Source organism: Sphingobium sp. GW456-12-10-14-TSB1 (assembly GCF_059424385.1).
Window position 1 is genome coordinate 529,774 of sequence record NZ_JBWKZI010000001.1, and the last position, 24,134, is coordinate 553,907.

Consider the following 24,134-nt stretch of genomic DNA (forward strand, 5'->3'; position numbering starts at 1 on the left):
GCGATGCGCCCAGCGTCAAAAATCCGCAGCCAGGGTGATCGCAAGGCCGGACGAGGGCGCGGCGCGACCGGCAATGCGTTCCCGCCATTCGACCGCAATGCGGGCGGGGATGTTGGGCAATGGCAATCGAATCTGCATTTCCGGGCCAATGTCGACACGCTCGACGCCCGGCTGCGCTCCGCCGGACAGGGCCGCACCGATTCGCAGCCTTGTCGTGTCGATCGGGGCTAGCAGTGAGAGTTTGCCGTCGATGAAAGCGTCGCACTGGTTCAGCCCGACCATGCCTGCCTGCGCATAGGCTTCCGCCTCCAGCCCGCCTCCGACCCGCGTGGGGCCAAAGCCGCCCACGGCCATGATCGCCATCGCGTTGCGCGCTCGCTTGTCCAGCGCGATCCGGCGTTCGACAGCCAGGCTGACAGGGACGGTGCGCGCCGGCTGGATCGCAAAGCCGATTGCTGCTTCCGGGGCAGCCGGGCGCTGGAGCGCACTGGTCGCGCGGGCATAGGCGACGGTGCGGATCGGGGCCGAAGGGGTCAGGTCATAATCGACGCGCAGGCCAGCCTGCGACGCGCCCAGCCGACCAAGGGCGGCATCAGTCGGTGACGTGCCATTGTCCCGCCACAGCATCCATGCGCTGCCATGCCAGCGATCCGGCCGTGTCGACGCCGAGCGCAACAGCGGCGCGGGGGAGGGAGTGCCGTAATTAGCATCCGAATCGCTCGCATAGTGGCGGTTGGCAAAGGCCATGGAAAAGGCGATGAAATTCAGCAGGTCGACCGGCATGGCGTCTTGGACGCGGGCGTAGGTCGGGGCTGGACCCTTGGCCAGGACCGGGTGGAGACGGGCATTTGCCATGACCGCGACGGCCGGCGGGGGCACAAGGGACGCCATCTGGACTGTCCAGGTCTTGTGCGGTGAAGGCATGGTCAATTCGGGGGCATTATTCCCCGACCTTATGGGTTGCGACGCTGGCAGGCGCGTGGTTGCCGATGCCGCGAATTTCTGGTGGGCTATCAATGGCAGTGGTGGTTCCGGCTGGCTCCACAGCCGGATCGCGATCCAGCCGACCATCAATAGCCCAAAGAAACGGAGTGGACGGCCACTGGCGGTTGCGATCATGGATCGGACTGCATGTCGGGAAAGCGATGCTGGGTCTTGTCCCAGGCAAGCGGACGGCCCAGCAAGGACCGCACATATTGGAAGATGGCGCGCCGCGCCGCGAGTATGGCGATGAGATTGGCGATGAAGGTGCGCGGCACTGCACCAAAGCCGTGACGCCAGCCATAAGCCTGCCCCACGAACAGCACGCGCATCAGGCCGCGCCAACTCATCAGCCCGACATTGATCCACAGGAGCGCCACGATCATGGGGGACAGCGGCCGCGGCGGGATTGGCAGGACGAGGCTGATGAGCCAGAGCATCCCCCATAGAGCGATCGTCAGATAGGCGGCGAACAGGACAAAGGCGGACAGGGCTGCGCGCCGATCGCGCAGGCGCATCCACCATTCGAACGGTCCGCCGCGCCAACCCATCCGGTCCCATCCCGCCAGAGAAATGCCCACGATCCAGCGGGCTTTCTGTCTGACGGCGCTGTCGATCGTGTCCGGGAAATATTCGCGGGTCGCAACCAGTTCGCCGTCTGCGTCGCGCATCCGGACGAATATGCCGCGCCCGCCATTGTCGCGAATCCGCAAGCCGGCTTCATAATCCTCCGTCAGCGATGACGGATCGAACGGACCATGGCCTGGATCGCGGGCGAGCGCTGCAAGCGTGTCCCGCTCGAACGCGCAGGCGACCCCGGCGGATGGCACGGACGCGCCCAGCGCTTCGCGTATGGTCAGATATTTCCCATGGCTTTCTGCGAACTCGTCGCAATAGTGATTGGCGATGGCGCGGGAGAGCCAGTTGCCTTGGCCCGGCAGCGGCAGCACGGGCAATTGCACCAGTTGGAACCTGTCGATCATCACGTCGAACAGACGAATCTCATCGGCATGGACGACATCCTCTGCATCGTGGAGCACTATCGCCTTGTAACGGAATCCTTCGCGCGTCTCTTCGTCCAGCATCGCCTGCCATAGAAGATTGAGGCAATCGGCCTTGGTCGTGGGACCGGGATGGGGGGTGATGCCCAGCAGGATGCGCGGATCGCCCTGCGCAACGGCGGCGATGGCGTCGATCGTCGCGGGGTCGTTGGGATAGGCGCCGACGAAAATGCGATAATCCGCATCGCCCCAGCGCCCCAACGCATGGCGCAGCATCGGGCCGATCACGTCCGCTTCGCGCCAGGCGGGAACGAAAATGGCGATACGGCCGGGATTGGGCGATGGTGGCAGGGTTGCCGTCGTCATACGGTCATGGCGACCATATATGAACAGATCGCGCCATGCCTTGCGCGCCAGGAACAGCAGGTCGATCAGAAAATCGTCCACACCGCCGATGGCCAGTCCAACGGCGGCAAATAGCAGGATTTCATGATGAAGGAGCGCAAGGCCAGCGACCAAAATGTCCCCCAAAGCCTTGACCCCCATGCCTCGACAGGGGAGAGGATGGCATTGGTGTCAGCCGCTTCCAAGTCTTTTGCGCAAATTGCGCAAAAGGGAGGCAAAAAAACAGGAAGATCGAAAGAATGACAAAGCCACGCCCATCAGTATTACGCGAATTCCTTGCCAGTCAGGCGGGCAGCGCTGTGTTGCTGATGATCGCGGCGACGCTGGCCATGGTTCTGGCCAATCTGCCGGGTGGCGGCGGTCATCTCTATCACGACCTGATTCATGCGCAGCTTGGACCGGAACTGACCCCGAAGCTGGGGCCGATGACCGTTCATCTGTGGATCAACGATGGGCTGATGGCGATTTTCTTCCTGCTCGTCGGACTGGAGATCAAGCGGGAGTTTCTGGATGGCGGGCTGTCGACATGGGAGCGGCGGCGGCTGCCGATCATCGCCGCCGTTGCGGGCATGGTCGTGCCAGCGCTCGTCTATCTCTTGGTAACAGGTGGACAGCCGGAACTGGCCAATGGCTGGGCGATCCCTGCCGCGACCGACATTGCCTTTGCGATCGGCGTGCTGGCGCTGCTGGGTAATCGCGCGCCCGCCTCTCTCAAGCTGTTCCTGACGGCGGTGGCGATCGTTGATGATATGGGCGCGGTGGCGATTATCGCGCTGATCTATACGCAGGGTCTCGATATGGCCGCGCTTGCCGGGGCGGCTGCGGTGCTGGTTGTGATGTTCGGGTTGAACCGGGCAGGGGTGAAGTCGCTGATCCCCTATCTCATCGGGTTCGTGCTGTTGTGGTATTTGATGCTGCTGTCGGGCGTTCATGCGACGGTCGCTGGCGTCCTGGCCGCCATGACGGTCCCGATCCGCTGCACGCCGGGCGCGCCCGATGCGGAGGACAGCCCGCTGCACAAGCTGGAACATGGCGTGCATCCCTGGAGCGCCTATCTGATCGTACCGCTGTTCGGCTTTGCCAATGCCGGGCTGGCGTTGAACGCGCAGGTGTTCAGCGCGTTGCTGGACCCCTTGCCGATGGGCGTGGCGCTGGGCCTGTTTCTGGGCAAGCAGCTCGGCATATTTGGCAGCGTCTGGGCCGCGGCGCGACTGGGCATAGCGGAACGGCCGAACGGCGCGAACTGGGCGCAGATCTATGGCATGGCGATGCTGTGCGGGATTGGCTTTACCATGAGCCTGTTCATCGGCGCGCTTGCCTTCCCCGGATCGGCGCTGCTGGTCGAAGAGGCCAAGGGCGGCATCTTGATGGGGTCGATCGCCTCGGCTCTTGGTGGCTATGCCCTGTTGCGTTGGGCTGCGCCATCGCTGCGCTAGGTCGGTTCGCCAAGCCGATGTTCCTGTGCTATACCCATACTCGCTGCATGGCTGCGCGCGTCGCGCCATGCCGCCAATAATCGACCAATTCTTCTAGTCGCGATACCGGAGGAGGGCGAATATGAGTATGGAGACGGACATCAATTATCTGCTGCACCGTCAGCAGATCTCGCTGATCAAGGCGCAGGCCAGCCCGTCACGCGAAGGACGCATCGCCTATGAAGATATGGCGCAGCGCTACATCGAACAGGTCGATGCCTATCGGCAGGAAAATGAAAGGCTGATCGTCCGCGCCCATTGATGGTGCGGACGTCAGCGACGCTCCAGCAATCGCTCGATCGCGAGATGATGAGTCGCGTCGTCGCCACATTCCTTTTCCAGCACTGCCTTGATCCGCTGCAATTCGGCTTCGGTCAGATGTTCGATGCCGATAAAATCGTTGCGCGCATTGTCCACGGCGCGGATCAATTCGTCCAGCTTCGCCTGGATCGCTGATCCGTCCCGATTTTGCGCGTTCTGGATCAGGAACACCATCAGGAATGTGACGATGGTGGTGCCGGTGTTGATGACCAGTTGCCAAGTGTCGGAATAATTGAAGATCGGACCCGTGGCGACCCAGACCAGCACGACGGCGCTCGCCAGAATGAAGGCCAATGGTTGTCCGGCCCAGCTGGCGACCCGGTGCGACAGGGCGGCGAAAAATCTGTCCATCATGCTCTATTCCTTGGCGCGCCGCGCGGCGTGCATTTATGCTGCGTTCAGGCGCTAGTTGCCATGAAGCGCGCATGACAGCCATCGCTTTTCGCGCGCTTGCCTGCGCTCTCACCGCATCCCTGCTGGCGTCCTGTGCCACTGTTTCGCCCGAATCACGTCTGCGTGCCGGGCTGGTGGAAGCCGGATTGTCGCCCCGGATGGCGGGCTGCATGGCCGAACGCATGGTCGACCGGCTCAGCCTGACGCAGTTGCGCCGGCTCCAGTCGCTCGCATCGCTCCGCAAGTCTCACATGGGCGAAATGAGCGTGGATCGGTTCCTCTATAAGGTACGCGCGCTGGAGGATCCGGAGATTTTTCTGGTCACTAGCAAGGCAGCGATCAACTGCGCCCTCTAGGCGTTATTTTGCAATAATCCGCGCTGACGCTTCGCAAAGGTTTTGCAATTTTGCAAAGTCGTTTTGCGAAATCACTCTGGCCCTGCAATCCTGTCTGTGCTTTAGCCGTCGCCATCACGGTTCGATGGAAAAGGACGGCACGCTCCATGAATATTCATGAATATCAGGCGAAGGAACTGCTCGCGAAATATGGCGCGCCGATCGCCGCCGGTTATGCCGCTTTCTCGGTCGAGGAAGCTGTCGAGGCCGCCAAGAAGCTGCCCGGACCGCTTTATGTCGTAAAGTCGCAGATCCATGCCGGTGGCCGCGGCAAGGGCAAGTTCAAGGAACTGCCCGCCGAAGCCAAGGGCGGCGTTCGCCTCGCCTTCAATCTGGATGAGGTCAAGGCGCACTCGGCCGACATGCTGGGCAACACGCTGGTGACGATCCAGACCGGCGACGCGGGCAAGCAGGTCAACCGCCTCTACATCACCGACGGCGCCGACATCGACAAGGAATTCTACCTTGCCCTGCTGGTCGATCGCGCCAGCAGCAGGATCGCGTTCGTCGTATCGACCGAAGGCGGCATGGATATTGAGGAAGTCGCCCATTCGACCCCTGAAAAAATCCACAGCTTCTCCGTCGATCCGGCGACCGGCTTCATGCCGCATCATGGCCGTTCGGTGGCTGCCGCGCTGGGCCTGACCGGTGATCTGGCCAAGCAGGCGTCCAAGGTTGCAGGCTCGCTCTATGCCGCCTTCCTGGACACCGATGCCGAGCAGATCGAAGTCAATCCGCTGGCGCTGACCAAGCAGGGCAACCTGCTGGTGCTCGATGCCAAGGTCGGTTTCGATGGTAACGCCATGTTCCGTCACAAGGACATCGCCGAATTGCGCGACCTGACCGAGGAAGATGCGGCCGAAGTCGAAGCATCCGAATATGACCTCGCCTATATCAAGCTGGACGGCAATATCGGCTGCATGGTCAACGGCGCTGGCCTGGCGATGGCGACGATGGACATCATCAAGCTGAACGGCGAATTCCCCGCCAACTTCCTGGACGTCGGCGGTGGCGCTTCGAAGGAAAAGGTAACCGCAGCGTTCAAGATCATTCTGAAGGACCCGGCGGTCAAGGGTATCCTGGTCAACATTTTCGGCGGCATCATGAAGTGCGACATCATCGCCGATGGTATCGTGGCTGCAGCCAAGGAAGTTGACCTGTCGGTCCCACTGGTGGTTCGCCTGGAAGGCACCAATGTGCAGCAGGGCAAGGACATTCTCGCGGCTTCGGGCCTGGCCATCGTCCCGGCGGACGATCTGGGCGACGCAGCACGCAAGATCGTCGCAGAAGTGAGGAAGGCAGCCTGAGGCCGCTTTTCACCTGAACTGACACCATTTGGGTGCGGGTAGTCCGGTTTCGGGCTGCCCGCGCCCGTGTTGGCATTTATAATGGAGGATGTTGAAATGAAGATCCTTGTCCCCGTGAAGCGGGTGATCGACTATAACGTAAAACCGCGCGTCAAGGCGGACGGGACGGGTGTTGATCTGGCGAACGTCAAGATGAGCATGAACCCGTTTGACGAGATCGCGGTCGAAGAAGCCATCCGTCTGAAGGAAAAGGGCGTGGCGACCGAGGTGATCGCGGTGTCGATCGGCGTTGCCAAGGCGCAGGAAACGCTGCGCACGTCGCTCGCCATGGGCGCCGACCGGGCGATCCTGATCCAGACCGATGACGAGGTCGAGCCGCTGGGCGTGGCCAAGCTGCTCGCCAAGGTGCAGGAAGAGGAAGGCGCTGGCCTGATCATCCTGGGCAAGCAGGCGATCGACGATGACAGCAACCAGACCGGCCAGATGCTGGCGGCGCTGCTGAACCTGCCGCAGGGCACTTTTGCATCGAAGGTAGAGGTTGAAGGCGACAGCGTGTCGGTAACCCGCGAAGTCGATGGTGGGCTGGAGACGGTCAAGCTGTCCACCCCCGCGATCGTCACCACCGACCTGCGTCTGAACGAGCCGCGCTATGCGTCGCTGCCCAACATCATGAAGGCGAAGAGCAAGCCGCTCGCGCAGAAAACACCGGCCGATTATGGCGTCGACATCGGCGCACGGCTGGAAACGCTCAAGGTCGTCGAACCGCCCAAGCGCACCGCGGGCGTCAAGGTCGCCGATGTCGATGAACTGGTTGCCAAGCTCAAGGCTATGGGAGTTGCCGCATGAAAACGCTCGTTTGGGTCGAACATGACGGCGGTGCCGTCAAGGATGCCACGCTTTCCGCCGTCACGGCAGCGGCAAAGCTGGGCGAAGTGCATTTGCTGGTCGCTGGCGAAGGCGTCAGCGCGGTTGCCGAGGAGGCCGCGAAGATTGCGGGCGTTGGCAAGGTTCATGTCGCTGATGACGCGGCCTTTGGCCATGCACTCCCCGAAAATATCGCGCCGCTGATCGTGGAACTGATGGGGCATCATGATGCCTTCGTTGCGCCCGCCACCAGCAATGGCAAGAATATCGCGCCGCGCGTTGCCGCTCTGCTCGACGTCATGCAGATCAGCGACATATTGTCGGTCGAGAGCGAAGACACGTTCACCCGGCCAATCTATGCGGGCAACGCGATCGCGACGGTCAAGTCGAAGGACGCCAAGAAGGTGATAACCGTGCGTGGCACGGCGTTCGACAAGGCGTCGCGGGATGGCGGATCGGGAACGGTGGAAGCCGTGAGCTCGACTGGCGACAAGGGCATGTCGTCCTTCGTGGGTGCGGAAATCGCCAAGCTGGAGCGTCCTGAACTGACCAGCGCCAAGATCATCGTGTCGGGTGGCCGCGCGCTCAAGGATGGGCCGACGTTCGAGGAAGTTATCTTCCCGCTGGCGGACAAGCTGGGCGCGGCTGTTGGCGCGTCGCGCGCGGCGGTCGATGCAGGCTATGTGCCCAACGACTATCAGGTCGGGCAGACCGGCAAGATCGTCGCCCCGGAAGTCTATGTCGCGGTCGGCATTTCCGGAGCGATCCAGCATCTGGCCGGCATGAAGGACAGCAAGACCATCATCGCGATCAATAAGGATGAAGACGCGCCGATCTTCCAGGTGGCCGACATCGGCCTGGTCGGTGATCTCTTTAAGGTGGTGCCGGAACTGACCGGCAAGCTGTAATCGGGCAAACGCCAATGAAAAAAAAGGGCGCGGGTGGAAAATCCCGCGCCCTTTTTGATGTTATTCGCAGCTTACGTCGTTCCGATCGATGGCCCGTCCGGCAAGGGCGCCTGCGCCGCCGCCAAGGATCGTGCCGAGCGTCTTGGAACCGCCCGGAGCAATGACATTGCCCAACACGCCGCCGGCAATCGCACCGACTATCGTGCCGGTCGTGCCGTCGTCGCGCTTGCAATAATAGCGGCCATCGCGATCACGGTAAATCTGTTCGTCATCGCGGATCGGACGGCGCTGGTAACGGGGCGGACCGCGGCGATCGCCGGGGCGGTCATAACCATAGCCTCGGTTTCCGCCACCATCCGATACGCATGCGCCCAGCGGCAGCATCGCGACCATGGCTATGGCCAGGAGGGGTTTGCGCATCACGACACCAGCGGACTGGTGTTGTGGTTCACCTGCGTCACCGGCTTGCTGTCGGCGACGCGCTGGTCGGACAGGTCGGCCTTGGCCTGATTGTAGCGGGCGACGAGATCGTCGCGGAACTGGTCAAGCTTGCCGTCGTCATACAGCTTCTTGCCGACATAGCCGGCGATAGCGCCGAAAATCAGGGTGCGGATCATGGAGTGGCTCCTTTGTTGGTGTCCAAGATGTCGGCCGATCAACGGGCGGCGACGCCATGGGTTCCGGCGGTGCGGGCAACAAAGAGAGCGGGAAAGTTACTCGGCCTCGTCGGACAGCCGTTCGGCGCGAGCGTCGGCAGCGGCGGCTTCCCGGCGGGCGCGGGCCGTGTCGGTCAGATCCTGACGTTTGGCCATTGCCAGCCAGGCGGCTTCGGCGCGAAGGCAGCGGTCGCGGACATTGCTGAGCGTCGCGGCGTCAGCATCGGAGCGGGCTTGCGCGGCGAGGCTATGATAGTCGGTAACGGCCATTTGGCTCTCCTTGATGTCAAAGGATGAATGGGCCGGGCGCGAAGGAAGACCCCCGCGCCCGATCCGGGCCGTCTGAATTATTCAGCGTGGGCGATGTTCACCGCAGCCATCTTGCCGCGCTTGTCCTGCTCCAGGTCATAGGACACGCGGTCCTTTTCACGCAGGGTAGCCAGGCCAGCGCGCTCGACGGCGCTGATGTGAACGAATGCGTCTGCGCCGCCATTGTCGGGGGCGATGAAGCCATAGCCCTTGTCGGCGTTGAAGAATTTGACGACGCCAGTGATGCTGCTCATGTGGTATTCCTTCTTTCTGTGCGGCGAACCCCGTGTGGACGCGCCGGGTTGCTAAGGGGCAGGGAAAGAAGGAAGTAGGTGCCGCAAAGCGCCGAAGACCGTCGATTTGCGACTGTAGCAGCGCCCATGTAGGGCAGGCGACGGCAAATAGCAAATCACGCAACGATCCGCGGCCTTCCGCGCAACCCGATTCACCCGATCGGTCATCCGGCTTGACCGGCACGTCCTCCCGGCAATCGCGACAATTGATGCAGCGACGCTGCAACTGGGCGCTCGCGAATAATAAATGTTTGGAAAATGGTAGCGGAGGAGGCGCTAAAAGTATCGTGTCAGGCGGGTTCATGGCGTCCGTAAGCACGTTGTAACATCGGTAATTTTTCTTGTAGCCTGTTCGCGGTCGGTCGCCCTGATTTGTCTGAACCCGCATCGAAATGTGGGAACAAAAGTGGGATCATTTCTTGCTACAATATGTGGGACCGTTTTGTGGGAACACGGGCAGAAATTTCCCTAACAGGGAACCAAACCCGATGGCGCTGACAACCTTGAAAGTGAAGAACGCGAAGCCTGGTCGGCATACCGATAGCAGAGGTCTTTGCCTGCTCGTGAAGGAGAGCGGGGCGCGGACATGGGTTCTGCGAATGCAGAGAAACGGACAACGCCGTGACTACGGGCTGGGATCAGCATTGGACGTATCGCTAGCCGAGGCACGCGAAGCAGCAACGGCGTTACGCCGCCGTGTTCGAGAGGGCTTCGATCCAGTCGCCGAGCGTCGGAAGGCGCGAAAGATCGTGCCCAACTTCGAAGCCGCGACTCGAATTTGTCATAAGACGCTGCGTGAAGGCTGGAAAGGTGGGCATCATGCAAAGTGGCTGTCCAGCTTCGAAAAGCACGTCTTCCCTAAAATCGGCAAGAAGCCGGTAGACCAAGTGGACAGCGCCTGCGTGGTCGAGGCGCTTGCGCCAATCTGGCTCGAAATACCGGAAACCGCCCGCCGCATCCTCCAGCGCATCAGCGTCGTTCTGGATTTTGCGCACGTCAAGGGATGGGTGCCGGAGGAAGTGTCACTCCGCTCCGTTCGGAAAGGGCTTCCCCGCCAGAACGACAAGCGCGGTCATATGGAAGCCATGCCCTATGCCGAAGTCCCGGCGCTCATGCAAAAGCTTGCGGGAGCTTCGCCCACAACCGGGCGCGATGCCTTGCGCTTTACCATATACAACGCCGTGCGCTCGAACGAGACGCGCTTTGCCGTCTGGACCGAGTTCGACCTTGATAAAGGCATCTGGACCATACCCGGCGAGCGCATGAAGGCGCGAGAGACCCATATCGTGCCGCTGTCCGCGCCCGCCGTGGCGCTGCTCCGAAAGCGGTGGAGCGAGCGCACCAGCGACACCGGGCTTGTGTTCTCACATAACGGCGAGAAGCCTATCAGCGACGTAACCATGACCAAGCTGTTGCGAGATGATGGAATCGCAGGAATTACGGTCCATGGCTTTCGTTCATCCTTTACCGATTGGGCAGCCGAACGCACGCGCTTTCCGAAGGAGGTCGCCGACAAGGCACTCGCGCACAAGCTGCCCAACAAGGTCGAAGCCGCCTATCGCCGCACCGACTTTTTCGACAAGCGGCGCAGCCTCATGGCGCGTTGGGCCGAATATCTCGACCGCACAGAGACCCAGAACGGCAAGGGGAAGGACGCCGTAGGAACGGCGTCCGCCCCTACAGCGCGCCGCGTTGCCGCCTGACCAAATCGTGCAGGCTGGCGGTGGTGATACGGGTTGCCTTGCCAAGCTTTACCGTTTCGATCTCGCCAGCCGCGATCAGTTCATAGAGCTTCGTGCGACCGACGCCGATCATGCGCGCCGCTTCATTAACGCGGACGCAGATCGGGTCGGGGGGCGGGAGCGCGGTCATTGGGCATGGCTCCCGGCCCGTTCCTCTCGATAGCTGACAGGATCGGCCATCCAGCGTTCGACGGATGACTCCCGCCAGCCAGCGCCATGAACGCTGATCCGGATTTGAGCGGGAAATGTCCCGTCCGCGATCTTGCGGTAAAGGGTTGAACGGGAAAGCCCGGTGCGGGCCAGAACGGTCTTTAATCGGATGATACGATCGGTGTTGGACATCGACTTATTCCATACATGCGCTAGTTATTCCTTTCCCCCATGAGAGTTGAACAATGCGGGCCGTCCCTCAGCCCGCAAGGGGCAATCGGCGCGCATAGGGCTATGGCGGGCCTACGGCGGCAAATGTCGGGGATCGGCGGAGATTTCGCGCAGGCGGCAGCCATAGGGGATCATCGGTGGCCCCAGGCGGCAAGCTGCGGTTGCCTTTTGCCGAGACAGAGCGGGGCGGTGACTTGCAGGGGCAAGCAGCGGGCGTTTAGCCCGTGACATGATAGCAATCGACCTGTTCGAGTCGCACGCCATGGCGGACCTCTTGTTGACGACCCGCCAAGCCGTCTTGTGCTATGCCTCCGGTGCGTATGCTGTCTCGGTTTTTTCGAGTGTGCAAGTGGATAGGAAATGAAGTTCCTGAAATAGGCACTATACTGCCGCTTTCGGCATTGCGGTGCCGATTTGCACATTCTGGTGGCACTCGCACCACAGCGATTGCGGTTTCCTGGTGGTAATTGTCATGCGATTGAATTACATAGATGCCCAAGGAGTGATCTCATGGCCAATAATGCCCTGATCCAGACACGCATCGATTCGGACATAAAGGACCGCGCCTCCGCCGTTTTCGAGCGTATGGGGCTTACGGTATCAGACGCGGTGCGCATCCTGCTGACCCGCACCGCGCGCGAAGGTGTTGCCCCCATGGAACTGTTGGTGGAGCGGCAAGCCTATGACCAATGGTTCCGGGAGCGAGTGCAGGAAGCGCTGGACGATGATCGACCCGACATTGACGACGCCGAGGTTTCCGCGCGGTTCGCCGAGCTTCGCGCGAACGCGCGAAAGGGCATCAAGCAGGTGCAATGAAACTCGCTTGGTCCAATCGCGCTACGACCGACCGTCTCGCGATATTCATCTGGATTGCCGAGGATAACGCTCAAGCTGCCGCCGATGTTGACGACCGGATCGAGGCAGCAGCCCAGCGCCTCAGAGATTTCCCGAATAGCGGGCGTCCGGGCCGGATCGAAGGCACGCGCGAATTGGTGATCGCGCGCACGCCCTATATCGCACCGTACCAGATCATCGGGGATACCGTGCGCGTTCTTCGCGTAATCCATGGCGCGCGCATGTGGCCCCACGACATTCCCCCGGAATTCGAGCCGGAGTAAAGAGCGCTAAACGCTGCCAAGATTGGCCGGTAGGCGACTGTCGTGTTTGGAGCGCAGATATGGGGATAGCTGCCGCTTACGCTGCGTCGCCTGCCGACCAATCCAAGCCATTCCAGGTTGAGCGCGCGAACGGCCACTTCAGACAGCACCTGCCATCACCTTCACGTCAAACCGTTCCTCGGAAAGGAGGGAGGACGCGGCCAAGAAAGCCATGTTCATCCCCACGGGACGCCTTCAAGGCCTAACCATCAATCTTCGTCAACGAAATTTCAGGGGTGGGGAGCATGCTCCCCACCCCTGAAATCATACCTCTCATGCAACGCGACACCTCGTAACACTGGGTGTCGCCCTAGCTCGTAAGTACGCATCCGGTGAGGACCGCGGCTACTGACGGTTTCCTGGGGGATGTGGCATCTTACTTGCCGAGGAAGGCCTCGACGCCTTCTTGAGCGAGCACATCGCGGAATGCAGCATCGGCATCGCGGTCGGTGGGGAATAGATTGTCCCAGACCGTCGAGGTGCCGTGCTGGTTGACGACCTCGAGGGACCAACCGCGCTCGGTGACGAGCCGCACGATGTTGATGGTCAGCCGTACGCCCGCCTGTTCGATGGACCGGCAGAGAGAGGATTCAATCAGTTCGGGTTGCGGGCCAAATTCCATGCCGTGATGCTATGAGATCACGGCTCCAGCTTCAACGCTGTTGGTTTCCAATTCCATGGGAGTAGATCGCCAAGCCGATTAGCTGGATGACCGGCGATGCGGGCAATGACGTCGGCGAGCCAAGCCTGGGGATCGAGGTCGTTGAGGCGACAGCTTTGAATGAGTGAAAACATGATGGCGGCGCGCTGACCGCCGCGATCGGAGCCGCAAAATAGCCATGCTTTCCGCCCGAGTGGCACACAGCGTAGCGCCCGTTCCGCTGCGTTGTTCGTGAGGCATACCCTGCCATCGACGAGGAAGCGGGTGAATGCGTCCCAGCGCCGGAGCATATAGTTGATGGCCTTGGCGAGATCATGGTTACGCGACAGCTTGGCGAGTTGGGCGTTCAACCAGTCGTGCAGTTCGGCGATCAGTGGCGCGCTCAACTCCTGACGGGCGGCAAGCCGCTCCGCTGGTGCCTTACCGTTGATACCGCGCTCAACGTCGAACAGGGCGTCCAGCTTCTGCACCGCCTGCAGCGCAATCGGATAGATCGGGCCAGTCCGCTCGCCGCGGCTCTTCTTGCGCGCAGCGCCCTCGACGTCAACAAGTTCGAAGAACTTCCTGCGCGCGTGAGCAAAGCATCCTGCCTCCAGGATGAGACCAGGCTGGCGGTTGGGAGCGTACAGCTCGAAATAGCCCGCATAGGCGTCAGCCTGCAGAATCCCGGACCAGGACGCCAGATGCGCCTGGGGATGTTCGCCGCGCCGGTCGCGCGAATAATAGAAAACCACCGCCGGAGGATCGGCGCCGCCAAATGGACGGTCATCCCGGACATAATCCCATAATCGACCGGTATCGGTCTTGGACTTGTAACGGTTTTGCGCCGGTCACTTGAGCGTTTTATGTTCGTGCCAGGAGACCGACGAGATGATGAAGCATAGTGAAGAGTTTAAGCAGGAGGCGGTGCGGATTGCGCTGACCAGCGGGTTATCGCGCGAACGGATCGCGTCGGATTTGGGCGTGGGCAAGTCGACTCTGAACAAATGGGTTTCGCACTATCGTCCGTCGGACCTGGTGGCAGCGCCGCAGGCAGATCTGGCACGAGAGAATGAACGGCTTCGCCTTGAGAACCGCGTGCTCCGGGAGGAGAGGGAAATCTTAAAAAAGGCGACTCAGTTCTTCGCGAGCCAAAGGCCGTGAGGTTCGCCTTTGTGCACAGCTGGCGACATCGTTGGCCGGTGGAATTGATGTGCCGTGTCCTGCAGGTCAGCGAGCGGGGTTACCGTTCCTGGCGTTCGCGCCCGATCAGCCATCGAGAGCGGACGGACATGAAGGTGCTGGCACATATCAGGGAGCAATATAGTCTGAGCCTTGGCAGCTATGGTCGTCCGAGAATGACGATGGAGTTGAAAGAGGCCGGCCTTGATGTCGGTGAGCGTCGTGTCGGGCGGCTGATGCGGATCAACGGTATCAAGCCGGTCCGCACGCGCAAGCACAAGGTTACGACGGACAGCCACCACCGCCTGGGTGTCGCGGCGAACTGGCTGGACGGCGACTTTGCCGCCGATGCGTCCAACCGCAAATGGGCAGGCGACATTACCTATGTCTGGACGTCAGAGGGCTGGCTCTATCTGGCCGTCATTCTCGACCTGCACAGCCGTCGGGTCGTGGGCTGGGCGGTCAGCGACAGGATGAAAAAGGATTTGGCGATCCGGGCGCTGGACATGGCGGTGCGGCTCCGTCAGCCGCCCGAGGGCTGCATTTTCCACTCCGATCGCGGCAGCCAATATTGCTCCTATGACTATCAGAAGAAGCTGCAGGCCTATGGCCTGCGTCCATCGATGAGCGCCAAGGGCAATTGCTACGACAACTCTGCTGTCGAGACCTTCTTCAAATCCCTGAAGGCGGAAATGATCTGGCGGCAGAGTTGGCCAACCCGGCGTCAGGCGGAAGCCGCCATTTTCCAGTACATCAACGGTTTCTACAACACCCGCCGCCGCCATTCATATCTGGGAGGCATCAGCCCACTCGCGTTCGAAGCCAAGGTGGCGTAATGAGATAGGTGACCGGCGCAAAACCGTTACAAGTCCAGGTGTCCATTGACACTGTGCCTGTAGGCCCGGTTCTGGATTTTGATGCTCCGGCCGGAAGGTAACTTCACAGTGGGCCAAGTGAGGCCGTCAAGTGATCCAATGCTTGGCGCGGCGCATCGGTCCTGTGAATGAACGTGGTGAGAACACGGTCGTCGAATTGTGCTATCTGCCGAAAGACCAGTCCATCGAGATTGAGTTTAGCCAGCGACGCGGGGGCTAGAACGATGCCATAGCCTGCCGCAGAGAGGCTCGCTGCCGTCAGAAAGTCCGCTGTTCTTTCAATGTCTGAGATCACAAAGCCGCCGGCGACGCCGAGCCTGCGAAGATTGTCAATCAGGCCGACGTGTTCATGGAATTGTGGAATGATGAAGTGCTCACCGGCCAGCATGGGTGGCGTGATGGCTAACTCATTTGCAAGTCGATGGTGTGCCGTCATACATGCAACGAGGGGCTCTTGGTGCACATCGCGGGCTATGCAAAAGGGCGGATAAGTTGGACGGGGGCGAATAAGCCCAAGATCCAGTGTGCCTGCTTCAAGGGCGATCAATTGTTCGGGAGTTTCTAGCAGGCGAGGGTGAACTATCAGTTCTGGCACACCCTTGTTCAAGGCTGTGAGAACTCTCCCCAGTGTCCCATTCATCGCCGCTGAGAACACATATCCGATGCGTAATGGGCCAGTTGTCCCTCGGGCAAGATTGCGCCCGGTTCGCTCGGCTTTTTCAAGCTGGGCCAGTGTGGCTTTGGCTTCTGGCAAATAGAGTTCACCGACACGCGTCAAAGTGCTGCGTGTGCGTATTGCGCGATCGACAAGGACTGCGCCTAGTTGGTCCTCCAGCCGCTTGAGGCGTTTGCTGACGACGGACTGAACAAGTCCGAGACGATCTGCCGCGCGTGAAAAACTGTGTGTTTCCGCTATCGCGACAAAGGCGTTCAAGCCATCTCCATCGATCATCTGTTATTCCAATTCGAGATTAGAATAATGCCATATCCAATGTTGTTGAGATTACACAAGTGGTGGAGTGATGGCATCAGAGGAGAACGACGATGGCAGCAGCAACCGCCTTTAACTGGGAAGATCCGCTTAATCTCGAGAGCCAATTGACAGAGGACGAACGCATGATCCGCGATGCGGCGCATGGCGTCGCACAAGACCAGTTGCAGCCACGTGTAATCGATGCATATCGCGAAGAGGTTGATGCACCTGAACTTTTCCCGCTGATGGGCGAAGCCGGACTTCTTGGAATGACGCTGCCGGAGCAATACGGTGGGTCTGCAGCTAGCTACGTTGCCTACGGGCTCGTTGCGCGTGAAATCGAACGGGTCGATTCAGGCTATCGATCGATGGCGTCGGTTCAGTCGAGTCTTGTCATGCATCCGATCTATGCTTTCGGATCCGAAGAGCAGAGGCGCAAATATCTGCCCGGCCTTGCATCTGGAAAGCTCATCGGTTGCTTTGGCCTGACTGAACCTGATGCTGGTTCAGATCCTGGCGGTATGCGCACTGTCGCCCGAAAGGACGGCGACGGTTACATTCTACATGGTTCAAAGACCTGGATCAGCAACGCGCCGTTCGCAGATGTGTTCGTTGTCTGGGCAAAGTCTGAAGCCCACGGCGGCAAGATCCGCGGCTTCGTTTTGGAAAAGGGCATGCCAGGGCTTCAGGCTCCGAAGATCGAGGGCAAGCTATCGCTGCGTGCGTCCACTACCGGGATGATCTTGATGGACGAGGTCAGGGTGGGGGCTGATGCGCTCTTGCCAGAGGTTGAAGGGTTGAGAGGTCCGTTCGAGTGCTTGAACCGCGCGCGCTATGGTATCTCGTGGGGGGCATTGGGGGCTGCTGAATTCTGCCTTCATGCTACACGTCAATATGGTCTGGATCGCAAGCAGTTCGGTCGCCCCTTGGCCGCCACGCAGCTTTACCAGAAAAAGCTGGTTGAGATGATGTGTGACGTCGCCTTTGGGTTGCAAGCATCCTTGCGCGTCGGAAGGCTGATGGATGAAGGACGTTACGCGCCGGAGATGGTTTCGATGGTCAAGCGCAACAACGTCGGGAAGGCTCTCGATGCGGCGCGGATGGCTCGTGACATGCATGGCGGAAACGGGATTTCCGAGGAATACCAAGTCATGCGACACATGGTGAACCTCGAGACGGTGAACACGTATGAGGGGGCGCATGATGTCCATGCTCTCATTCTTGGGCGCGGTATCACTGGCATCGCGGCATTTTGATGGCGACCCCGCTTCATGGCCTTAAGGTCATTGAGCTGGCAAGAATCCTGGCTGGTCCTTGGGCTGGCCAGATTCTTGCTGACCTTGGTGCCGATGTGCTCAAGATCGAGAGCCCGGCTGGCGATGACACCCGCACATGGGGGCCACCCTTTGTGGAGAACGCAGATGGTTCGCGCGATGCGGCTTATTTCCACGCTGCCAATCGGGGAAAGCGCAGCGAGATAGTGGACTTCACGACGCCTGAAGGACGGCAGCGGGTGATGCAGCTGATTTTCGACGCTGATGTCGTGATCGAGAATTTCAAGGTGGGGGGGCTGGCCAAGTATGGGCTGGACTACGAAACCTTGTCCGCGATCAATCCACGCCTGATCTATTGCTCGATCACCGGGTTCGGCCAACATGGTCCTCATGCATCTCGGCCAGGGTATGATTTTATCGTTCAGGGGATGAGCGGGATCATGGACCTGACGGGCGAGCCGGACGGTGCCCCGCAGAAGATCGGGGTGGCTTATGCCGATATCATGACCGGCCTCTATGCTGTCGTTGGAATTCAGGCTGCTCTTGCCGAACGCGAAAGGAGCGGCAAGGGACAGCACGTGGACATGGCGCTGTTCGATGTCATGGTTGGCACACTTGCCAACCAAGCGATGAACTATCTGGTATCAGGAAACTCGCCCACGCGGCTTGGCAATGCCCATCCCAACATTGCTCCGTATGAGGCTTTGCCAACGCGGGATGGGTGGTTCATTCTGGCCGTTGGCAACGATGCGCAATTCCGGCGCTTCTGCGAAGTGGTGGGTATTCCTGCTGCTGCACATTACGCTTCCAACGCTCAAAGGCTGGAACGGCGAGAGGTTCTAAGCGCTGAAATTCGTGATGCCACTTTGACGTGGTCCCGGGCAGATTTATTGACGGCGCTCGAACAGGCAAACGTGCCAGCAGGCCCGATCAACACAGTTGAGCAGGCTTTTGCAGACCCACAAATTCTCTACCGGGACATGAAAATCGATATGCCTGACGAAACCGGCAGAATGATCCCTGGAGTTCGCTTGCCAATACGGTTCAGCAGATCCGAACTAGCGCTTCCGACACCATCACCTCGCTTGAACAAGACCTCACCCTAAAGATTTGACGGCTGACCAGGCGAACAGTCGCGGGTCGTGGTCACGGTAAATGGCGGTATAGTCGAGCCGATTGATCAGCGGCCCGGCAGTTCGCATGACATCGACCTCTACCTGCCCAAACACCGCAGTGAAACCTGGCTGCGAGACAACCTTACGGCCTATTAGTCTCACGGCGCGGTATTCGCGCTCACCGCTGGTTATCTTGCGGATGAATTCTGCCTTGTCTTCAACCATGCCGTTGGCGTGAGTGTAGTGCAGATCATCGGCCAACACCGCTTGCAGCTCGTCAATGTTGCTGGTCGCCATTGCCCCGAAGCGGCGATCTTCCATGGCTACTGCGTTTTGTTCATTATTCACAGCGACTTCCTTGGCTTGCGAGTTCATGGTGCGACGTAGGACGTCTTGGTACGGGTATAAAATTCCTGAGCGGCAAAACCCTGCTCTCGCGGCCCCATGCTGCTCGCCTTGGTGCCTCCGAATGGAACGTGGTAATCCACGCCCGCAGTTGGCGCGTTGACCATGACCATGCCGGACTGGACCTTGCCCTGAAAATGGCTTGCGTGAGCCAGGGAGGTGGTGACAATTCCGGCTGAAAGGCCGAATTCGCTGCCATTGGCTACAGCCAGCGCTTCCTCGAAATTCTCTACACGAATGACCGAAGCGACCGGGCCGAACACTTCCTCGCAATTGATGCGCATATCGGCAGACGTATCGCTGATGACTGCCGGTGACATGAAATAGCCTTGGGTGGGGCAGGGCACACGCTCGCCCCCACAAACGATCCGACCACCATCCTGAACAGCCACGCCCATGTAACTTTCGATCGTGCGGCGTTGCTCTTCACTGGCTACCGGCCCTATTTGGGTAGCTGGATCGAGTGCGTGACCTACTTTCAGGGCACGAGCTGCATCGCCCAGCGCGGCAACAAAGCGATCATGGATGCCTTGAGTGACAATCAATCTGCTTGAAGCGGTGCAACGCTGACCTGATCCGAAGAAGGACCCGTCGAGGGCGATCACCACCGCCCGATCAAGGTCTGCGTCATCCAGCACCACCAGAGGGTTTTTTCCGCCCATCTCGAGCTGAATGCGTTTGCCATTCAGCGCAGCGGACTGGGCAAGGCTTCGCCCGACACCTGTTGATCCTGTAAACGATAGTGCGGCAACCCGGCGGTCTTCGGCAAGGACACCGGCCACATTGCCGGGAACAAATACCAGGTTAAACACGCCGGGTGGCATTCCGGCCTCTTCCAGCACATCAGCCAGAGCCGATGCCGTAGCAGGCGTAATACCCGCTGGCTTGAGAACCACGGCGTTGCCGAATGCGAGTGCAGGGGCTGCTTTCCAAGCGGGTATCGCAATCGGGAAGTTCCACGGGGTGATTAGACCGACGACGCCGACTGGTTCTTGCCGCGTGGACACATTGATGCCCGAACGAACAGAAGCGAGCTGGCGACCGTGGATGCGCAAGGCCTCGCCACCGAAATACCGCAATATGCGAGCAGCACGCAGGACCTCGCCGCGTGCTTCCGCCAAAGTCTTGCCTTCCTCGCAGGCAAGCAGGCGACCAATCTCATCGCACCGCGTCATCAGCAATGCCCCCGCCCGGTCAAGCACGTCGCCCCGGTTTTCGGGAGAGGCGTCGGCCCACGCGGGCTGTGCATCTGAGGCGGCCGCGATCGCCTGATTGATTAGATCAGCATCTCCTTCAGGAGTTAGCGACACGATCTGGTCAAGGTCGGATGGGTTGCGGCGTTCGGCAACGCATGCGCCGCCAATCCGCTCCCCACCGATGCGATGGGTCAGGGTAATGTTCATTCGGGGTTGGGCACGACGGTGAAGTTCGAAAAGCCGCCGTGTCGATTTTCGATACCGGCCAGCACTTCATTGATGCGGTCTAGCGGATAGGCTTCCTGGCGGAACAGGTTCATGTCGAGTGTTCCGGCACGGATCATCTCCGCCATATCCTGTCCTTCGGCAGTCGAGAACCAGACAGACCCCTGAAAGCCCTGATTCCAGTCCATCATTTTGTGGACGTTCATCGGCACAGGATCTGCAACGGCACCGACATTGACCAGTTTTCCCGACCGTCGAAGCGTGCGCAAAAGTTCGCGCATCTGGTCACCCGTGCCGCCCGGCCCTACGCAGTCAAGCGCGAGATCGACGCCTTCGCCGCCTGTCATCTCGATGGCCCAATCGCGGACAGAACCATCATTGACCGAATGGGTGAATATCCGTTGCGGTGCCAGCAGCCTCAGCTCTTCCAGCAGATCGGGATTGCGTGCCACTGCGAGAATCTTCGTCACGCCAAGTGCGAGTGCACAGAGCACTGTGGGAAGGCCGAGCGTGCCGGTTGCCCCGTTGATCAGGGTTACCACGTTGGGGCCGGCATTGCCTTTGCGCAGCGCAGAGTAACCGGTGCCGGTATACCCAAGCCTGGCAGCCTGTTGGAAAGTGACGTTATCGGGCAGCACGACGCAGGCGCTGGCTGGAGCGAGCGTATATTCGCACAAGCCACCGAACGGATAGCGGTCGAAGGTCTCCTGGGCAGTTGGCGAGTAGCCGAAATATCCTTGGAGGATCATCGAGTTGCAAGCGGTAGGGTTACCTGCACGGCAAGCACGGCAGCTTCCGCATGACCTGCCAGGGTTCACGTAAACGCGATCACCGACTTTCAGCCCTGTCACACCGCTACCTACTTCCACGATAACGCCGGCAGGATCGAGGCCAAAGGTTGCGGGTAGTTTTGGCAAGGGCAGTTGCGGAAACCAACTGCTCCAGTTTTTGAGCACGTTGCCAAGATTAGGGACGATGCCGCAGGCATGAACTTTGACCACTACGTCCAGCGACTGGGGGCAAGGTGTATCGACTTCTTCGATCACCATTGGCGCACCTACATCGTACATCCGCGCCGCACGCATTTTTGCTGGCACCATGTTATAGTCTCCCAATCTCGATGTCGTTTAGTTTGCAGCCAGAGCCTTGCCCATTGCTGCGATGAAGTCTGGGCGGGGCATGCTCCCCGCAAGTCCGGCAATGAGTGCCTGTGTATCGGCAAGAATTTCATCATCGCTGCGGCTGAGATCCAGGGGTGCTCCACAAGGCTGGGGAGTATGGAACTCGGTATCGAGATAGATCTCGATACGATTCAGTTCAGGATCATAAAAATAGATAGACCAGGCGTTACCGTGATTGAGTCCAATCATTTCGGTGGCGCCATGATCCAAAGCGCGGCTTTGCATGGCGCGCAGCTCTGTCAGTGACTTTACCTTGAACGAGAGCTGCATAACGGTACTTGGGGTTTCAATTGCCCGTCCGCTAGACAAGACGATCTGATGGTGCTGGTCAGCGGCTCCGCTTAGAAAGACGAGCTCATTCTTGAAGACCGCTCCAACGCCGCGATCGGTGACGATCAGGCTGAAGGCTCCGGTGTAGAATTCTTCCATTCGTGGAAGATCGGACACGAATATGCCGAGGTGAGCCAGCGATGGTCTGATAACTGACATTGGTTCATGCCTTCCAAAGCGGTGTGGATCAAAGAAACGCGGCGGGGACGGGAACCTCGAGCTGTCCAGCGAGGGCAATCAGCCGCTTTACGGTTCCCTCGGGTATGGGCACTCCCTGGTCGCGTCGCAGAAGCTCGCTTTCGTGCCCGCGCTCGCCGGGAAGCAGGACCCGCCCACCCTCGGCAACCGGATCCAGCCCATGAATGGCATTCACGAGATTGCCAATTTCTGCGAGAAACCCGCCTGCGTCACCAAAAGCTGCAGGATCGATCGCCAGAACCATGCCGTTAAAGCCGCCACCCTCGCCGCCTGACAGGGCAGGTGCGATGTTGGGGTTGCCGACCAGGACGCTGCATAAGATTTCGATCATGAGGGACAGTCCGCTGCCTTTCGCCCCTGCCATTGGCAGAACTGCAGCGACCTTGTGGGGGTCGGTTGTATCGGCACCTGTAGCGTCGATACCCCATCCTAAGGGAATGCTTTGGCATGAATCCTTGGCCGCCATGATCTTGCCCAGGGCAACGGCAGCAGTCGACATATCCAGGATCAAGGGCGGGGCGCCATCCGGGCTTGGGACACCAATCGCCAATGGATTTGTTGAAAGCGCTTCACCCTTGGCGCCGTAATAGCTCATCAATGGTTTTGACGCTGTCATCGCAATGCCGACAAGGCCCAGTTTTGCAAGCTTGGCCACGAAGTAGCCGATGGCTCCGGCGTGCGATGTCCTGCGCACGCCGCACCAGCCGATGCCGGATTCTTGCGCAAGGTTTGCTGCTTCGGTCGTAGCTCGGTTCATTGCTGCAGCACCGGGTGCTTTTCCGGCATCGAGCACCATTACTGCACCGAACCGCTTCACGACACTGATGTCGTGATCTGCGAGAACCTCACCTTGCTGCAGCATCTCAACATAGCGAGGTAGCCGTAACACTCCGTGCGAAGCGACACCGCGCAAATTGGCCCAGACCAGAAGGTCCGCCATTTGCGCGGCGTCGTCGCGTGAAAATCCTGCCGACGCCAGGATGGCTGCCGCAAATGTATTCAGGTCCTGGGCGGCGATCACGGCCATAAGGTCATTCCTTGGAGATGCTGTTCACTTGGCGAGGGGCGAAGGGAAGAACTTGTCCAGCCACCCCTTCATGATCGCCTTCGTTCGTGGCGCATCGGCGGGCGCCAGGGGGAAGTGGGCCGTCGTATCAACCAGCAGAAGCTCGGTTGGCTGGCCGGCCCTTTCAAACATTCTGACAGATTCGATGGTAGGCGTGATCGTGTCGTTGGCTGTGTGGAACAGCAGCAAAGGACGTGGTGCGATATTGGCTACAACATCGTCTGCGCGAAAGTTCATCATCGACCAGGCCGTCTCGGTCGGAATTTCCATGATCGCTTTAGGTGACAGATTCTTGCGCAAGGCTTCGGGGATGGGGACCGCATCGAAACGCGACATCCAGAGGCTTTCACCTGTTGCCTGCTTGTGCTTGCGTCCTTCTTCCAGAAGGCCAGCAAAGCGGTCCCAGGACTCCTGCGTCGGGTGCTGACCGCGAAACTTGCGTTCACCGTCGCCCCAGCCACATGACGAGACGCAACAAGCGACGCGGTCGTCGACGCCTGCTGTATAGACAGACACCGCCGCACCGAAACTATGGCCTGTAATGCCAATGCGCTTGCCATCGACTTCTGGACGTTGCGCCAGCCAAGTCAGAGCATTCTTGGCGTCAGCTACCTGGTCAAAGCAGCGCACTTGGCCGCGTTCGCCTTCGCTCTCACCGCAGCACCGGAAGTCGAATCGCAGGGCGACGTAGCCGAACTGCTCCATCATTTCCGCTTGAATTTGGGCGTGGCTTTCATCTTTGGAACCGACAAAGCCGTGACAGACTATAAATGCCGGAAGTGGCTCGCCAGTATAGCGTTCTGGGACATGCAGCACGCCCGACAAGGTCAATCCGTCAGATTGGAATGTGATTGCTTCTTGCAAGTCAATTCTCCGTAATGGCTGA

29 protein-coding genes and 1 pseudogene are annotated in these 24,134 nt (G+C 59.9%); 12 read left to right on the top strand and 18 right to left on the bottom strand.

Features of this window, described 5'->3' with window-relative positions; translation table 11 throughout:
• Positions 1-15: 15 nt before the first annotated feature.
• Together AC07X9_RS02690 and AC07X9_RS02695 are read right to left on the bottom strand one after the other, a co-directional pair.
• Positions 16-891: a hypothetical protein gene (locus tag AC07X9_RS02690; protein WP_495197977.1), complete on the bottom strand. Its 876-nt coding sequence runs from the start codon at positions 889-891 to the stop codon at positions 16-18.
• 224 nt (positions 892-1,115) lie between these two features.
• Positions 1,116-2,528, bottom strand: coding sequence for a glycosyl transferase family protein (locus AC07X9_RS02695; RefSeq protein WP_086485441.1), 1,413 nt, complete (start codon positions 2,526-2,528; stop codon positions 1,116-1,118).
• Between the two features lie 98 nt (positions 2,529-2,626).
• Here AC07X9_RS02695 and nhaA point away from each other — a divergent pair, with 98 nt between their 5' ends.
• Positions 2,627-3,823, top strand: a complete 1,197-nt coding sequence (nhaA, locus tag AC07X9_RS02700) for a Na+/H+ antiporter NhaA (protein WP_017181343.1) — start codon at positions 2,627-2,629, stop codon at positions 3,821-3,823.
• A 121-nt stretch (positions 3,824-3,944) separates the two neighbouring features.
• Positions 3,945-4,124 carry a hypothetical protein gene (locus tag AC07X9_RS02705; RefSeq protein WP_140159554.1) on the top strand — a complete coding sequence of 60 codons (180 nt, stop codon included), beginning with the start codon at positions 3,945-3,947 and terminating at the stop codon, positions 4,122-4,124.
• An 11-nt stretch (positions 4,125-4,135) separates the two neighbouring features.
• Here the strand turns inward: AC07X9_RS02705 and AC07X9_RS02710 are convergent, their stop codons facing one another.
• Positions 4,136-4,534 carry a low affinity iron permease family protein gene (locus tag AC07X9_RS02710; protein ID WP_026002083.1) on the bottom strand — a complete coding sequence of 133 codons (399 nt, stop codon included), beginning with the start codon at positions 4,532-4,534 and terminating at the stop codon, positions 4,136-4,138.
• A gap of 74 nt (positions 4,535-4,608) precedes the next feature.
• Here AC07X9_RS02710 and AC07X9_RS02715 point away from each other — a divergent pair, with 74 nt between their 5' ends.
• The 4 genes from AC07X9_RS02715 (at position 4,609) to AC07X9_RS02730 (ending at position 8,050) form a co-directional block, all read left to right on the top strand.
• Positions 4,609-4,932, top strand: coding sequence for a hypothetical protein (locus AC07X9_RS02715; protein ID WP_017181340.1), 324 nt, complete (start codon positions 4,609-4,611; stop codon positions 4,930-4,932).
• Between the two features lie 146 nt (positions 4,933-5,078).
• Positions 5,079-6,278, top strand: a complete 1,200-nt coding sequence (gene sucC, locus AC07X9_RS02720) for an ADP-forming succinate--CoA ligase subunit beta (RefSeq protein ID WP_017181339.1) — start codon at positions 5,079-5,081, stop codon at positions 6,276-6,278.
• 96 nt (positions 6,279-6,374) lie between these two features.
• Positions 6,375-7,124 carry an electron transfer flavoprotein subunit beta/FixA family protein gene (locus AC07X9_RS02725; RefSeq protein ID WP_026002082.1) on the top strand — a complete coding sequence of 250 codons (750 nt, stop codon included), beginning with the start codon at positions 6,375-6,377 and terminating at the stop codon, positions 7,122-7,124.
• Positions 7,121-8,050, top strand: a complete 930-nt coding sequence (locus AC07X9_RS02730) for an electron transfer flavoprotein subunit alpha/FixB family protein (protein ID WP_017181337.1) — start codon at positions 7,121-7,123, stop codon at positions 8,048-8,050. Before AC07X9_RS02725 ends, AC07X9_RS02730 begins: the two co-directional genes overlap by 4 nt.
• A 60-nt stretch (positions 8,051-8,110) precedes the next feature.
• Here the strand turns inward: AC07X9_RS02730 and AC07X9_RS02735 are convergent, their stop codons facing one another.
• The 4 genes from AC07X9_RS02735 to AC07X9_RS02750 all read right to left on the bottom strand — a co-directional run bounded on the left by AC07X9_RS02735 (position 8,111) and on the right by AC07X9_RS02750 (position 9,269).
• Complete coding sequence (locus AC07X9_RS02735; RefSeq protein ID WP_017181336.1) at positions 8,111-8,470, bottom strand: glycine zipper 2TM domain-containing protein; 360 nt, start codon at positions 8,468-8,470, stop codon at positions 8,111-8,113.
• Complete coding sequence (locus AC07X9_RS02740) at positions 8,470-8,667, bottom strand: hypothetical protein (RefSeq protein WP_017181335.1); 198 nt, start codon at positions 8,665-8,667, stop codon at positions 8,470-8,472. Before AC07X9_RS02740 ends, AC07X9_RS02735 begins: the two co-directional genes overlap by 1 nt.
• Positions 8,668-8,763: 96 nt before the next feature.
• Positions 8,764-8,976, bottom strand: a complete 213-nt coding sequence (locus AC07X9_RS02745; RefSeq protein WP_017181334.1) for a hypothetical protein — start codon at positions 8,974-8,976, stop codon at positions 8,764-8,766.
• Positions 8,977-9,053: 77 nt separating this feature from the next.
• Entirely contained in the window at positions 9,054-9,269 is a 216-nt protein-coding gene (locus AC07X9_RS02750; RefSeq protein WP_006948571.1) for a cold-shock protein, read from the bottom strand.
• A gap of 527 nt (positions 9,270-9,796) precedes the next feature.
• Here AC07X9_RS02750 and AC07X9_RS02755 point away from each other — a divergent pair.
• Positions 9,797-11,011 (top strand): tyrosine-type recombinase/integrase, encoded by a 1,215-nt coding sequence (locus AC07X9_RS02755; RefSeq protein WP_086485442.1) that lies wholly within the window; start codon positions 9,797-9,799, stop codon positions 11,009-11,011.
• Here the strand turns inward: AC07X9_RS02755 and AC07X9_RS02760 are convergent.
• Positions 10,986-11,180, bottom strand: a complete 195-nt coding sequence (locus AC07X9_RS02760; protein ID WP_086485443.1) for a helix-turn-helix domain-containing protein — start codon at positions 11,178-11,180, stop codon at positions 10,986-10,988. The genes AC07X9_RS02755 and AC07X9_RS02760 overlap by 26 nt on opposite strands.
• A complete protein-coding gene (locus AC07X9_RS02765; protein ID WP_021316615.1) occupies positions 11,177-11,392 on the bottom strand; it encodes a helix-turn-helix transcriptional regulator in 216 nt (71 codons plus the stop codon). The genes AC07X9_RS02760 and AC07X9_RS02765 overlap by 4 nt, the downstream gene beginning before the upstream one ends.
• Positions 11,393-11,941: 549 nt before the next feature.
• Here AC07X9_RS02765 and AC07X9_RS02770 point away from each other — a divergent pair.
• Entirely contained in the window at positions 11,942-12,247 is a 306-nt protein-coding gene (locus AC07X9_RS02770; RefSeq protein ID WP_086485444.1) for a type II toxin-antitoxin system RelB/DinJ family antitoxin, read from the top strand.
• Positions 12,244-12,549 carry a type II toxin-antitoxin system RelE/ParE family toxin gene (locus tag AC07X9_RS02775; protein ID WP_086485445.1) on the top strand — a complete coding sequence of 102 codons (306 nt, stop codon included), beginning with the start codon at positions 12,244-12,246 and terminating at the stop codon, positions 12,547-12,549. The genes AC07X9_RS02770 and AC07X9_RS02775 overlap by 4 nt, the downstream gene beginning before the upstream one ends.
• Before the next feature lie 415 nt (positions 12,550-12,964).
• Here AC07X9_RS02775 and AC07X9_RS02780 read toward each other — a convergent pair whose 3' ends face one another.
• Together AC07X9_RS02780 and tnpC are read right to left on the bottom strand one after the other, a co-directional pair.
• Positions 12,965-13,210, bottom strand: coding sequence for a hypothetical protein (locus AC07X9_RS02780; protein ID WP_086485446.1), 246 nt, complete (start codon positions 13,208-13,210; stop codon positions 12,965-12,967).
• 17 nt (positions 13,211-13,227) lie between these two features.
• A pseudogene (gene tnpC, locus AC07X9_RS02785) lies at positions 13,228-14,061 on the bottom strand (IS66 family transposase); the annotation flags it as partial.
• 58 nt (positions 14,062-14,119) lie between these two features.
• Here tnpC and AC07X9_RS02790 point away from each other — a divergent pair.
• A protein-coding gene (locus tag AC07X9_RS02790; RefSeq protein ID WP_217884237.1) for an IS3 family transposase occupies positions 14,120-15,246 on the top strand; the annotation gives its coding sequence in 2 pieces (ribosomal slippage) (positions 14,120-14,348 and positions 14,348-15,246; 1,128 coding nt in all).
• A gap of 103 nt (positions 15,247-15,349) precedes the next feature.
• On the opposite strand, the gene AC07X9_RS02795 is transcribed toward AC07X9_RS02790, so the two are convergent.
• On the bottom strand, positions 15,350-16,237 hold the full coding sequence (locus AC07X9_RS02795) for a LysR family transcriptional regulator (RefSeq protein WP_086485447.1): 888 nt from the start codon (positions 16,235-16,237) through the stop codon (positions 15,350-15,352).
• 92 nt (positions 16,238-16,329) lie between these two features.
• Here AC07X9_RS02795 and AC07X9_RS02800 point away from each other — a divergent pair, with 92 nt between their 5' ends.
• Both AC07X9_RS02800 and AC07X9_RS02805 read left to right on the top strand, forming a co-directional pair.
• On the top strand, positions 16,330-17,514 hold the full coding sequence (locus tag AC07X9_RS02800) for an acyl-CoA dehydrogenase (RefSeq protein ID WP_086485448.1): 1,185 nt from the start codon (positions 16,330-16,332) through the stop codon (positions 17,512-17,514).
• Entirely contained in the window at positions 17,514-18,638 is a 1,125-nt protein-coding gene (locus tag AC07X9_RS02805) for a CaiB/BaiF CoA transferase family protein (protein ID WP_086485449.1), read from the top strand. Before AC07X9_RS02800 ends, AC07X9_RS02805 begins: the two co-directional genes overlap by 1 nt.
• Here the strand turns inward: AC07X9_RS02805 and AC07X9_RS02810 are convergent.
• From AC07X9_RS02810 to AC07X9_RS02835, 6 genes are read right to left on the bottom strand one after another with little or no spacing between them, the layout of a single operon-like run.
• Positions 18,630-19,022, bottom strand: a complete 393-nt coding sequence (locus AC07X9_RS02810) for a nuclear transport factor 2 family protein (protein WP_086485450.1) — start codon at positions 19,020-19,022, stop codon at positions 18,630-18,632. The genes AC07X9_RS02805 and AC07X9_RS02810 overlap by 9 nt on opposite strands.
• On the bottom strand, positions 19,019-20,455 hold the full coding sequence (locus AC07X9_RS02815; protein ID WP_086485451.1) for an aldehyde dehydrogenase family protein: 1,437 nt from the start codon (positions 20,453-20,455) through the stop codon (positions 19,019-19,021). Before AC07X9_RS02815 ends, AC07X9_RS02810 begins: the two co-directional genes overlap by 4 nt.
• Positions 20,452-21,573 carry an alcohol dehydrogenase catalytic domain-containing protein gene (locus AC07X9_RS02820; protein WP_086485452.1) on the bottom strand — a complete coding sequence of 374 codons (1,122 nt, stop codon included), beginning with the start codon at positions 21,571-21,573 and terminating at the stop codon, positions 20,452-20,454. The genes AC07X9_RS02815 and AC07X9_RS02820 overlap by 4 nt, the downstream gene beginning before the upstream one ends.
• Positions 21,574-21,600: 27 nt before the next feature.
• A complete protein-coding gene (locus AC07X9_RS02825) occupies positions 21,601-22,143 on the bottom strand; it encodes a VOC family protein (protein WP_086485453.1) in 543 nt (180 codons plus the stop codon).
• A 28-nt stretch (positions 22,144-22,171) separates the two neighbouring features.
• Positions 22,172-23,209, bottom strand: a complete 1,038-nt coding sequence (locus tag AC07X9_RS02830) for an Ldh family oxidoreductase (protein WP_086485454.1) — start codon at positions 23,207-23,209, stop codon at positions 22,172-22,174.
• A gap of 24 nt (positions 23,210-23,233) precedes the next feature.
• Positions 23,234-24,112 carry an alpha/beta hydrolase gene (locus tag AC07X9_RS02835; protein WP_086485455.1) on the bottom strand — a complete coding sequence of 293 codons (879 nt, stop codon included), beginning with the start codon at positions 24,110-24,112 and terminating at the stop codon, positions 23,234-23,236.
• Between the last annotated feature and the right edge of the window lie 22 nt (positions 24,113-24,134).

Bases quoted from the DNA above. Each gene is read 5' to 3' on its own strand.
- AC07X9_RS02690 (WP_495197977.1), bottom strand. From the start codon at position 891: ATGGCGTCCCTTGTGCCCCCGCCGGCCGTCGCGGTCATGGCAAATGCC.
- AC07X9_RS02695 (WP_086485441.1), bottom strand. From the start codon at position 2,528: ATGGGGGTCAAGGCTTTGGGGGACATTTTGGTCGCTGGCCTTGCGCTC.
- nhaA (WP_017181343.1), top strand. From the start codon at position 2,627: ATGACAAAGCCACGCCCATCAGTATTACGCGAATTCCTTGCCAGTCAG.
- AC07X9_RS02705 (WP_140159554.1), top strand. From the start codon at position 3,945: ATGAGTATGGAGACGGACATCAATTATCTGCTGCACCGTCAGCAGATC.
- AC07X9_RS02710 (WP_026002083.1), bottom strand. From the start codon at position 4,534: ATGGACAGATTTTTCGCCGCCCTGTCGCACCGGGTCGCCAGCTGGGCC.
- AC07X9_RS02715 (WP_017181340.1), top strand. From the start codon at position 4,609: ATGACAGCCATCGCTTTTCGCGCGCTTGCCTGCGCTCTCACCGCATCC.
- sucC (WP_017181339.1), top strand. From the start codon at position 5,079: ATGAATATTCATGAATATCAGGCGAAGGAACTGCTCGCGAAATATGGC.
- AC07X9_RS02725 (WP_026002082.1), top strand. From the start codon at position 6,375: ATGAAGATCCTTGTCCCCGTGAAGCGGGTGATCGACTATAACGTAAAA.
- AC07X9_RS02730 (WP_017181337.1), top strand. From the start codon at position 7,121: ATGAAAACGCTCGTTTGGGTCGAACATGACGGCGGTGCCGTCAAGGAT.
- AC07X9_RS02735 (WP_017181336.1), bottom strand. From the start codon at position 8,470: ATGCGCAAACCCCTCCTGGCCATAGCCATGGTCGCGATGCTGCCGCTG.
- AC07X9_RS02740 (WP_017181335.1), bottom strand. From the start codon at position 8,667: ATGATCCGCACCCTGATTTTCGGCGCTATCGCCGGCTATGTCGGCAAG.
- AC07X9_RS02745 (WP_017181334.1), bottom strand. From the start codon at position 8,976: ATGGCCGTTACCGACTATCATAGCCTCGCCGCGCAAGCCCGCTCCGAT.
- AC07X9_RS02750 (WP_006948571.1), bottom strand. From the start codon at position 9,269: ATGAGCAGCATCACTGGCGTCGTCAAATTCTTCAACGCCGACAAGGGC.
- AC07X9_RS02755 (WP_086485442.1), top strand. From the start codon at position 9,797: ATGGCGCTGACAACCTTGAAAGTGAAGAACGCGAAGCCTGGTCGGCAT.
- AC07X9_RS02760 (WP_086485443.1), bottom strand. From the start codon at position 11,180: ATGACCGCGCTCCCGCCCCCCGACCCGATCTGCGTCCGCGTTAATGAA.
- AC07X9_RS02765 (WP_021316615.1), bottom strand. From the start codon at position 11,392: ATGTCCAACACCGATCGTATCATCCGATTAAAGACCGTTCTGGCCCGC.
- AC07X9_RS02770 (WP_086485444.1), top strand. From the start codon at position 11,942: ATGGCCAATAATGCCCTGATCCAGACACGCATCGATTCGGACATAAAG.
- AC07X9_RS02775 (WP_086485445.1), top strand. From the start codon at position 12,244: ATGAAACTCGCTTGGTCCAATCGCGCTACGACCGACCGTCTCGCGATA.
- AC07X9_RS02780 (WP_086485446.1), bottom strand. From the start codon at position 13,210: ATGGAATTTGGCCCGCAACCCGAACTGATTGAATCCTCTCTCTGCCGG.
- AC07X9_RS02795 (WP_086485447.1), bottom strand. From the start codon at position 16,237: ATGATCGATGGAGATGGCTTGAACGCCTTTGTCGCGATAGCGGAAACA.
- AC07X9_RS02800 (WP_086485448.1), top strand. From the start codon at position 16,330: ATGGCAGCAGCAACCGCCTTTAACTGGGAAGATCCGCTTAATCTCGAG.
- AC07X9_RS02805 (WP_086485449.1), top strand. From the start codon at position 17,514: ATGGCGACCCCGCTTCATGGCCTTAAGGTCATTGAGCTGGCAAGAATC.
- AC07X9_RS02810 (WP_086485450.1), bottom strand. From the start codon at position 19,022: ATGAACTCGCAAGCCAAGGAAGTCGCTGTGAATAATGAACAAAACGCA.
- AC07X9_RS02815 (WP_086485451.1), bottom strand. From the start codon at position 20,455: ATGAACATTACCCTGACCCATCGCATCGGTGGGGAGCGGATTGGCGGC.
- AC07X9_RS02820 (WP_086485452.1), bottom strand. From the start codon at position 21,573: ATGGTGCCAGCAAAAATGCGTGCGGCGCGGATGTACGATGTAGGTGCG.
- AC07X9_RS02825 (WP_086485453.1), bottom strand. From the start codon at position 22,143: ATGTCAGTTATCAGACCATCGCTGGCTCACCTCGGCATATTCGTGTCC.
- AC07X9_RS02830 (WP_086485454.1), bottom strand. From the start codon at position 23,209: ATGGCCGTGATCGCCGCCCAGGACCTGAATACATTTGCGGCAGCCATC.